This window comes from Bacillus cereus (genome assembly GCF_002561295.1).
GTDB lineage: Bacteria > Bacillota > Bacilli > Bacillales > Bacillaceae_G > Bacillus_A > Bacillus_A cereus_S.
The window spans coordinates 1-10,754 of sequence record NZ_NTUG01000073.1 but is presented as its reverse complement, the minus strand read 5'-3'; the positions used below and the strand labels follow the sequence as shown (position 1 = coordinate 10,754).

The following is a 10,754-nucleotide window of genomic DNA, read 5'->3' as shown; positions in this document are numbered from 1 at the left end:
TTTGCCGCTCATTTGCGACTTCCTTATGTTAACATCTTTGTATTTCGATGTCAACTAAGTTTTTTATTTCGTTTGTCGCGTTTGCGTTATTGCTATCAGCGACTCGTATAATATTACACCCCTATATACTAATCGTCAATACCTTTTCACAAAGATATTTATTTTTTTCGTATTACTTTTCCTACAAGAAAAACACCTTAAAAATTGAACTAGATAGAAAATAGAAAACCACTTAACCTTCTATCCATTAATCCGTCTCTTCAAATAGCCTTTCATTCCCTTACTCACTTTTGGAGAAAGCATCAAAAATACCCTCCTCCTCTTGCTTACCTCTTTTAAACTTTATCCCGCATTAACGGACAGTAACACTCCCACCTCAAAATTCAGCGAAAGCAATGTCCAGCTCTAGCGGCTAAAGAAGTTAGGTGGGAGATGAAGAACCCCTCACTGATTATTAGTTTCACTTTATATATCCTCTATCTTTTCATTAAAACTAACAACCTTATTTTTACAATTAATAGTATATAATTAGATAGCGATTGTACCTCTGTTCCCGCATTGCCAGGCCATACTATAACCTTTTGTTTAAAACTATCAATAAAACTCTATTAGAAATAGGTGAGAATATGGAAGATATCCGTGTACTTATAGCAGACGATGAAAAAGAAATACGAGATTTATTAAAGAAATACCTAGAGCGAGAATTATATATAGTCGATATCGCTGTAGATGGAGAAGAAGCTCTTCACTTATTCGAACAAAACAAATATAACCTCATCATACTAGATTTGATGATGCCTAAAGTTGATGGTATCGAAGTATGTAGAAGACTGAGAAATAAAACAAATATCCCAATCTTAATGCTTACTGCTAAAGATCAAGAAGTAGATAAAATTTTAGGCTTAAGCATAGGGGCAGACGATTATATTACAAAGCCTTTTAGCGTTAATGAGGTTATCGCTAGAATTAAAGCTCTTATGAGACGTTTTTTAGTATTGGGAAGTAACGCCGGTACACAAGAAAAAACACTGCTAACATTTAAAGGGCTAACAATAGATGTAAACAAGTACACCGTTAACGTAAATGATGCCGAAATTTCTCTAACAGGAAAAGAACTAGAATTATTAAAGTTTTTCGCTTCAAACCCCGAACAAGTATTTACAAAAACACAACTCTTCCGCAATGTTTGGGATAGTAATTACATAGAAGATGATAATACCGTTATGGTGCATATTCGCAAGCTTAGAAAGAAAATAGAGACCGATCCCTCGAATCCTAAATTCATTCAAACAGTTTGGGGCATTGGGTATAAATTTGTAGGTGAAAAGATTGAAGAACGATAAGATTCTCTCTCTCATTCTATTACAGTTTATTATCATTACTGGTCTTCTGTTTATAGATACATCTCACACATTAAAATTAATAGTATTCATTATCCTCATCGTTATAACAGGAAGTCTATTTTTTACAAGACTTCATTTTATTCAAACACGAAAGTCCATGGTTATAAAATTAAACCGTGCCATTAATGGTAATTTGCATACACGACTATATACAAATAACGATGATTCACTAGATGACGTAATTTTTTCTATAAATGAATTAATAACCGAGCTAGAAAAAGTACAAGTTGAAGCCAAAAAATCTCAAAAGGCTAGGAAGCAACTCCTATCTAGCATCTCACACGATATACGAACACCTCTTACTTCTATTATTGGATATATTGACGCATTAAAAGATGGTATAGCTGCTTCAGAGGAAGAGAAGCTGGAGTATCTTGAAATACTCTCAAATAAATCAAATGGCTTAAAACAATTAGTTGATGAAATATTTAATATGGCAAAACTTGATGCTGATGAATTTCCATTAAAGGAAGAGCAGCTTGATTTTTCGGAGATTACTAGAGAGTCACTCATTGCATTTTTACCTGAACTATCAACAAACAATATTGAATTACGAGTTAACATTCCAGAAACTCCTTCTATTATTACAGGAGATTCTTTTAGTCTAATGCGAGCTATCAGTAACCTCCTAAAGAACGCGATACATTACGGAAAGCCTGGAAAAATAATAGGAATAGAGCTTTTAGAAACCACTCATGATTATCAGCTGCTCATTTGGGATAAAGGTCCTGGTATTGCAACAAATGATCTAGAGCACGTATTTGAGAGAATGTACCGAACTGATCAATCAAGGAATCTTTCTCATGGCGGGAGCGGTCTAGGACTTGCTATTGCAAAAGCACTCATTGAAAAACACGGTGGTGAAATTTGGGCTGAAAGCATTCCATGGGAAAAAACCACCTTTGGCTTCTCCATCCCAAAACAAACTACTTTTAAGAAACAGTTAAGAAATGATTAAGCAGCAGTTAAAACCTCTTTTTTATTATGTACTTAAGAGGTTATAGAAAGAGGTGTTCAGCATCAATACAATTATAAAAACGACAAACTTGACGAAAATTTATGGAAAACAAAAGTCGGTAGACAATCTAAATATACATGTACAGCAAGGAGAGATTTATGGATTTATTGGCCGGAACGGTGCTGGTAAAACAACGACAATTCGAATGCTGCTAGGTCTTATAAAACCTACAAGTGGAAAAATCGAAATATTCGGAGAGGACTTTTCTGCAAACCAAAAAGAAATTTTAAGAAGAATTGGTTCTATCGTTGAAGTTCCAGGATTTTACGAGAACCTTACTGCAAAAGAGAATCTATTCATTAATGCAAAAATAATTGGAGTGCATAAGAAAAATGCTATTGAAGAAGCACTAGAAATTGTAGGATTGCAGAATGAAACAAAAAAGCTAGTGGGTAAATATTCTTTAGGAATGAAACAACGATTAGGAATCGCAAGAGCCCTTCTCCATTACCCAGAACTATTAATACTTGATGAACCGACAAACGGCCTAGACCCAATCGGAATTAAAGAAATGCGAAAACTTATTAAATCCCTAGCACAAGAAAGAAATATAACGATATTAATTTCTAGCCACATTTTAGCTGAAGTGGAACAACTAGTAGATCGCATGGGGATTATTCATGACGGGAAATTATTAGAAGAAGTTTCTCTTGCTGCACTTCAAAAAACAAATCGTAAATACTTAGAATTCCAAGTTAATGACGACAATAAAGCTGCGATGCTGTTAGAAAAACAATTTCATATTTTTGATTACGAAGTACATGATGAAGGGAACATTCGCGTTTATTCTCATTTCGGACAACAAGGACAGATTAATAGAACGTTTGTTCAAAACGATATTGAAGTAGTAAAAATTATGATGAGTGAAGACAAATTAGAGGATTATTTCACCAAATTGGTTGGGGGTGGAACAATTGGTTAATCTACTATATACGGAACTATTAAAATTGAAACGTTCTAATATGTTCTTGCTTAGTATTATTGGGGCAGCTGTAGCACCGTTTATGGTAGTTGTATTGTCTTATATACACATGCACACAAAAAATCCTAATCCGACTATTGTATTTTCCCAACTATTCTCTGAAGTAAATCTATATACTACTGTAGTACTAGGAGTCCCACTATACGGAGTTGTTATCGCTTATTTGTTTAACCGTGAATATACAGAAGACACTTTAAAGAATTTATTAACCATCCCTGTATCACGTATTAACTTTATTATAAGTAAATTTATTCTCCTATTCCTTTGGATTATGATGTTAACTCTAGTTGCTTGGGGATTAACATTATTACTAGGACTATTAGGTAACTTTTCTGGATTCAGTAGCACCTTACTTTTTCAATCTCTTATGAGGTTTTTGATATGTGGTGGATTTCTCTTTGTTTTATCAACTCCTATTGTACTGCTGACACTTATAATGAAAACTTATGTTGCTCCCATTATATTAACAATTATTATAACGTTGATAAACCTTATGTCGATAAACTCGGAGCATAAAGACCTATTCCCTTGGGCAGCTACACTCGATATAGCAAACAATGAACTACAACCGACATATCCCCCAGAATATTCTTATATTGTGATTGCTGCTACATCCCTGCTTGGTCTTATTGCAACCGTATTTTATTTTAAAAAGGTCGATATTCATTAATCTGAACAGATAAAGTGAAAAATTTATTCCCACATCTCTATTTGTTTCTTTCTCATATCTTTGAGGTGTGGGCTACTTTCCAATTATGCACTTCCTATAATGATGACAGCAACTCCATCATCCATTATTCCCTACAGATAGGAGCTATTAAAAATGAATAAACAGCAAAGGAAACTTTACTATTACCTGCCTATTAGTTTTTTAATACTAATCCTCCTTATCCCATCAACGCACATTAGCTTTGCTGAAAGTGAACAAACTACAGAACAACGTATACAACAAATTGATCAACTTATTAAAGAGCAACAAGAGCTTAGTCAAATACCCGGAATATCAGTGGTGATTGTCGAAAAAGGAAAAACCGTTTATCAAAAAGGATTTGGATATGCAGATTTAAAAACAAAAAAGCCTGTGAATGAGGATACCTTATTCGAGTTAGCTTCAACAAGCAAAGCCTTTACGGGTTTAGCTATTTTGCAATTAGAAAAAGAAGGTCTACTAAAGCGAGCTGACGATATCACAAAGTTTTTACCATGGCTTAAATTAACTTATAACGATAAACCAGTAAACATTACCTTAAATCATTTGTTATATCAAACTAGCGGGATACCTTCTGCTACTATTAGCTCCATTCCTATCAGTACAGAGGATGACGCACTAGAAGCGACCGTTAAAACATTACAACATACGAAATTGAATCATAAGCCAGGAAGTTCTTTTGAATACGCAACTATTAATTATGATATTTTAGGGCTCGTAATTGAAAAAGTAACAAAGAAGCCATATGAAGTTTATATAAAACAGAACATCCTAGATCAAATTGGAATGAAAAATTCATTAGTAGGTTACTTACAAGGACACCCTAACGAGATGGCTACTGGATATAAATTAAGATTTATGAGGCCCTATCCATATGAACAACCTATCTATCGTGGTAATACACCTGCAGGCTATATTATTAGTAATACAAATGATTTAGTAAAATGGATGAATCTTCAGTTAGGAACTGAAACAAACGATTCAATTCATTCTCAACTAATTTCCGATTCACACATCCCTGATAAGACAGTAAAACCCGTCAATGATAATAGCTACTATGCTAGCGGATGGGTTGTTTTACAAAAAGACCAAAAAATTGTATACCATGATGGAGAGAATCCAAACTTTTCGTCTTTTATTATAATGCAACCAGATACAGAAACAGGTGTAGCAGTGTTATCTAATATGAAAAGTACAGTTACAACATCCATTGGTCAAGGAGTTATAGATCTCTGGAATGGAAAAAACATTTCTGATACAAAACAAATAGATAGCTTTCAAAAAATAGATAAAGTAGCAACTGTAATATTCACTATAGCAGGGTGCTTAAATATATTACTTATCATTTTAACCATAAGGTTTATAAGAAGGCTATTACAAAAACACCGCACTTGGTCTTTATTAACCAAAAAGAAATTCATATTATTCCTCATAAATACTTGTGCCATTTTAAGTGGAGCACTATTCATTTTGACGCTCCCAAGGACATTACTTGGAGTATCATGGACTTTTATTAAAATATGGGCTCCAGTTACAGTTACACTAGTAATTTATAGCATTATAGCATTTTTAATTTTATATTTTGTCTATACAACTTTATGTTTTTTTACTAAGAAAAATGTTACTCGCTTTCTTTCGTAGATTTTCATTAATATTTGGTATAGGAGTGAAATTATGAGTGATATAATCATTGCCTTTATACTCGGTATTGTAGAAGGATTAGCTGAATTTTTACCTATCTCTTCTACTGGGCACCTTATACTAGTCGGGCATTTATTAGGGTTTGAAGGAGAAAGAGCAAAGACATTTGAAATTGTTATACAATTAGGGGCAATTTTAGCTATTGCTGTTTTATATCATAAACGACTTGTTTCTTTATGTAACATTAAACCTCTCTTGCAGAAAGAGAAAAAATTCAATGCACTACATGTTTTTCTAGGTGTGTTCCCAGCCGTAATTGCCGGCTTACTATTACATGATGTGATCAAAACATACTTATTCCAGCCATATACTGTTGTGATTGGACTTGTAGTGGGCGCAATCCTTATGATTTTTGCAGAGAATAAAAAGACAGAGGCTACTGCTCATTCATTAGACGATTTAACATATCGCCAAGCATTAACAATAGGACTATTTCAATGTTTAGCTGTATATCCGGGATTCTCCAGAGCTGGATCCACAATGTCTGGCGGATTGTTAGCAAAAGTGAATTATAAAGCTGCATCAGAATTCTCTTTTCTTATTGCTCTTCCCGTCATGGTTGGAGCAACAGGTCTAGACCTATTAAAAAGTTGGGAACATTTAAGTATAGATGATCTCCCCATGTTTGCAGTAGGTTTTATTACTTCTTTTATAGTAGCGATGCTGGCGGTAGTAACTTTTCTAAAACTACTAGCACAGATAGGTTTAAAACCATTCGCTTATTATCGTATTTTATTAGCTCTTGTATTTACTATCTTTATACTACTATAAAGATAGTAACTTTACCGATATTGAATCATGATATCGGTTTTTTTATTGATTGTAATCTCTAAAAAAATAAAAAAATCATTTGCGGCAAAATACCGCTATCATAATCTTTTTATCGTATTTTAAGCATTTTCCAATATATAGATAGTTAAAAATAGATTGACAATAATATTCCGAATATTCTTTAATATAGATATGATCTCTAATGATATATCGAGTAGAATCTTCTATTACTTAACTTCTAATGACCTATACACTTCACTGCTTAATAGTAGCTTTTCTATCCCCTTATTCCTAAAAACTTAATAAATAAACACCTAAATTTGAAAGGGCTTTCATAATGACTATAGCATTTCTGCACCACTCACATATATTAGGAGGGAAACAATGGAGACATTTTCACAGTTCATTTCACAAATCACAGAATTTATTTGGGGACTTCCCATGATGCTCTTACTGCTCGGAGGCGGGATTTATTTAACATTCCGATTAGGCTTTTTTCAATTTCGTTACTTTCCACACATTCTTAAAGAAACCTTCGGAAAAATCTTTGCGAAAAGCGATGCCCCAGGTACAGTTACACCATTCCAGGCAACTGCTTCTGCCCTAGCTTCTACAATGGGAGCGGCCAATATTGTTGGTGTTCCTGTAGCAATTGCTCTCGGTGGTCCTGGTGCGATTTTTTGGATGTGGATTGTTGCTTTAATTGGAATGGCTACAAAGTACTCTGAAGTAGTACTCGGCATCCACTATCGCCAGAAAAATGAACATGGCGAATGGGTTGGCGGACCTATGTATTATATTGAAAAAGGCCTTGGCTGGAAAAAGGTTTCCTCTTTCTTTGCCTTTGCATTAATGATTGAAATTGTAGCAAGTACGATGGTTCAGTCTAATTCCATCGCAACAACAATTAAAAGCTCTTTTGGTATTTCCCCAACTGTAACAGGGATTATTATTATCATTCTTGTTGGCCTTGTTACATACGGAGGCATTAAAACAATTGGTAAAGTTTCTGAACGTCTTATTCCACTTATGGTCATTCTATATTTGCTTTGTTCATTTACTGTTTTAGCTGTTAATTTTTCAGAAATCCCTGCTGCTTTCTCATTAATTTTCACCCATGCTTTTACTCCTCTTTCCGCTGCCGGAGGATTTGCAGGCGCCGGTGTTGCTGCTGCGATTCGCTGGGGATTAGCACGCGGATTGTACTCAAATGAAGCAGGAATGGGAACTGCTCCAATCGCTCACGCCGCTGCGATGAATGACCATCCAACAAAACAAGGGTTTTGGGGCATTTTTGAAGTCATTGTAGATACCTTGATTGTATGTACAATTACAGCTCTTACTGTATTGACTTCTGGAGCATGGAAAACAATCTCAGCAAACGAAGCTCCTACAATGGTCGCCGCTGCGATGGAACCTGTGTTCGGTGTTTCTTTATCTGGCATTATTGTTTCAACAACACTTTTCCTATTTGTAATTACGACTGTTGTTGTAATTGTATTCTATGGAGAAAAACAAGCTGAATATTTATTTGGTACTACCTTCTCTAAATTCATGAGATTGATATATATTGGGGCAATTATGGTTGGAGCAATTGGCGGCCTCAAATTCATATGGCAATTTTTAGACTTAATGCTTGCCTGCGTTGTAATCCCAAATATTATCGCTGTTTTCTTCCTAAGCGGTAAAGTACGTTCTATTACAAAAGATTATTTTTCTAATCTTAAATCTGACAATAAACAAAAAGAAAATGAAAAATCTACATCAGCTATGTAGCATATTACTCAAGGGGGTTATCAAATGTACCAACAACTATACTCATTATCTCTAGAAAATCAAATTGAAATGCTAACAAAACATTTAGTTTCTATTAACAGTATTAACGGGACTGCTGGTGAAGTGCTTATTATAGAAGAGTTATACAACATTTTAAAAAGTTTCCCTTACTTTCAAAAACATCCTGAGCATGTCTGGATGCAAGAAGCTCCTAATGATCCAATCGGTAGAAAAAATGTATTTGCTTTTGTAGAAGGTCAGAATAAATCTACTTCAACAATCATTTATCATTCCCATTTAGATACAGTTGGGATTGAAGACTTTGGGTTATTAAAAGAACATGCTCTCTCTCCAGAAACGCTTGAAGAATATTTTCAAACATATGAAGGAAATGCTAACGTTCAATCTGACGCCAAATCAGGAGACTGGTTATTTGGCCGTGGCTCTGTTGATATGAAAAGCGGTGCCGCTGTTCATTTAGCAAATATTTTATACTTCTCTGAGCAGGCGCATTTACTTGAAGGAAACCTTCTCCTACTATTCAATGGAGATGAAGAAGGGGAACATCGAGGGATTACCTCTGCACTATCTGAGCTAGAAAAATTGAAACAAGAAAAGCAATTAGAATATCGACTAGCTATTAATAACGATTTTATAACTCCTCTCTACGATGGAGATCACAAACGATATATTTATACAGGAACTGCTGGTAAACTTCTTCCTTGTTTCTATATTTACGGAAGAGAAGTACATGTAGGTGATACATTATCAGGAATCGACCCTAATTTTATTGCGGCTCAAATTACAAACAGGCTGCATAACAACTATAAATTAACCGAATTCATTCCAGATGAACTTGTTCTTCCTCCAACTTGTTTATATCAGCGCGATAACAAAGACAGCTATACTGTACAAACTGCTACAAGCAGCCAATTATACTTTAATTACTTTATTTACGAATCTACTCCTAAGGAAGTTCTTACACAACTACTAGAAGAGACAAAACAAGTCTGCAAAGAAGCTGAATTCTATTTAAAAGAACAGTTTGAGCGTTATTTGCTTGTAACAGGACTTCCATCACGTGATCTTTCTTGGGAAATTGAAGTAACAAGTTATGAAGAGTACGTAGGGGAATTAGGAAAACTCGGTATCGATACAGAACCTACTATTCAAAAGGTATTAAAAGAAAGTAATACAAGTGATTTACGCGAGTTATATTTTGAAATAGTTGGTGCACTTCAACAATTGGATCCGGAGAAAAAAGCACGTGTTATTCTCTTTTTTGCACCACCATTTTTACCACATAACTATTTAAAAACAACTAATGAGGAAAATCATCAATTACAGTGCAGTATTGAAACAATACTAGAAGACATGCAAAAAGAAACAGGAGAACAATTTGTCCTAAAAAAATTCTTCCCTTACTTAGCTGATGGTAGTTTCTTATCCATTCATGAAACAGATGAAGAGTTAGAGCCGTTGCTACAAAACTTCCCAAAATGGGAACAATTATATCCACTACCATACGACACAATCCGTAAATTAAACATCCCTTCTATTAATATGGGTGTGTACGGGAAAGATGGGCATAAGTGGACGGAACGTGTATATAAACCGTATTCATTCCATGTGTTACCTTTATTAATTCGTAAAGCAACAATGAAAATTTTAAATGACTATAAAGAAACTCCGAATCGTCAAACTGTCCATCATTCATAAAGATAATCTTATCTTAAGCCTTATTATATGTAACTAAACATACAAGGAAAAAGGTGACGATATAAATGAACCAAGTAGCACAGCAATATTGGAACGATTATTGGAAGGAAAACGATAAACCTCAAACTGTCAGCGCATGGCAGTTTGGCGCTTCTCCTGACTACCTTGCCCAATTAGTAATTGATGGCGTAAAAACTGCAACATGCTCTGGACATATTTTTTACGAGTTAGAAAATGAACCACTTCCAACAACAAATGATTATAGCATTATATTGAATAGTGCTGACGAACCTGTAGCAATTATTAAAACGATAGAAGTAACTTTGACACCGATGAATGAAGTCTCTGAAGAATTCGCTATTGCAGAAGGAGAAGGCGATCGGACCTATGAATATTGGAAAAACGTTCATATCGAGTTCTTCACAAAAGAGCTGAAAAGAATCGATCGTAAATTTTCTGAAGACATGTTGCTCGTTTGCGAGCGTTTTGAACTGATCGATGTGAAGGAATAAAGTGAAACTATAATCAGTGGGGGTTCTTCATCCCCACTGATTATATATAGGCCTGTCATCTACTCTTTAAGAAGTACATAGATGATGGGCTTATTTTATGATTTATATTCTTATTTTAATCACAAAAAAACCTAAGTCGAAATGACTTAGGTTTTTGCTTGGC

At 34.6% G+C, this 10,754-nt stretch carries 8 protein-coding genes and 1 pseudogene; all 9 read left to right on the top strand.

Features of this window, described 5'->3' with window-relative positions; translation table 11 throughout:
- Positions 1–626 precede the first annotated feature (626 nt).
- Positions 627–1,343: a response regulator transcription factor gene (locus tag CN373_RS24750; protein WP_000389502.1), complete on the top strand. Its 717-nt coding sequence runs from the start codon at positions 627–629 to the stop codon at positions 1,341–1,343.
- The gene (locus CN373_RS24745) at positions 1,330–2,361 is read left to right on the top strand and encodes a sensor histidine kinase (protein ID WP_000786802.1); all 1,032 of its coding nucleotides are present in this window, start codon (positions 1,330–1,332) and stop codon (positions 2,359–2,361) included. Before CN373_RS24750 ends, CN373_RS24745 begins: the two co-directional genes overlap by 14 nt.
- A 52-nt stretch (positions 2,362–2,413) precedes the next feature.
- Entirely contained in the window at positions 2,414–3,343 is a 930-nt protein-coding gene (locus CN373_RS24740) for an ABC transporter ATP-binding protein (protein WP_000491466.1), read from the top strand.
- On the top strand, positions 3,336–4,073 hold the full coding sequence (locus tag CN373_RS24735; RefSeq protein WP_000247731.1) for an ABC transporter permease: 738 nt from the start codon (positions 3,336–3,338) through the stop codon (positions 4,071–4,073). The genes CN373_RS24740 and CN373_RS24735 overlap by 8 nt, the downstream gene beginning before the upstream one ends.
- A gap of 153 nt (positions 4,074–4,226) precedes the next feature.
- On the top strand, positions 4,227–5,753 hold the full coding sequence (locus tag CN373_RS24730) for a serine hydrolase domain-containing protein (protein WP_001041646.1): 1,527 nt from the start codon (positions 4,227–4,229) through the stop codon (positions 5,751–5,753).
- Positions 5,754–5,786: 33 nt separating this feature from the next.
- Positions 5,787–6,584 carry an undecaprenyl-diphosphate phosphatase gene (gene bacA / locus CN373_RS24725; protein WP_001279971.1) on the top strand — a complete coding sequence of 266 codons (798 nt, stop codon included), beginning with the start codon at positions 5,787–5,789 and terminating at the stop codon, positions 6,582–6,584.
- 384 nt (positions 6,585–6,968) lie between these two features.
- Positions 6,969–8,360, top strand: coding sequence for an alanine/glycine:cation symporter family protein (locus CN373_RS24720; protein WP_000447386.1), 1,392 nt, complete (start codon positions 6,969–6,971; stop codon positions 8,358–8,360).
- A gap of 24 nt (positions 8,361–8,384) precedes the next feature.
- Positions 8,385–10,079, top strand: coding sequence for a M20/M25/M40 family metallo-hydrolase (locus tag CN373_RS24715; RefSeq protein WP_098360367.1), 1,695 nt, complete (start codon positions 8,385–8,387; stop codon positions 10,077–10,079).
- A gap of 65 nt (positions 10,080–10,144) precedes the next feature.
- Positions 10,145–10,604 (top strand): annotated as a pseudogene (locus tag CN373_RS24710) (ASCH domain-containing protein).
- Positions 10,605–10,754: the final 150 nt, after the last annotated feature.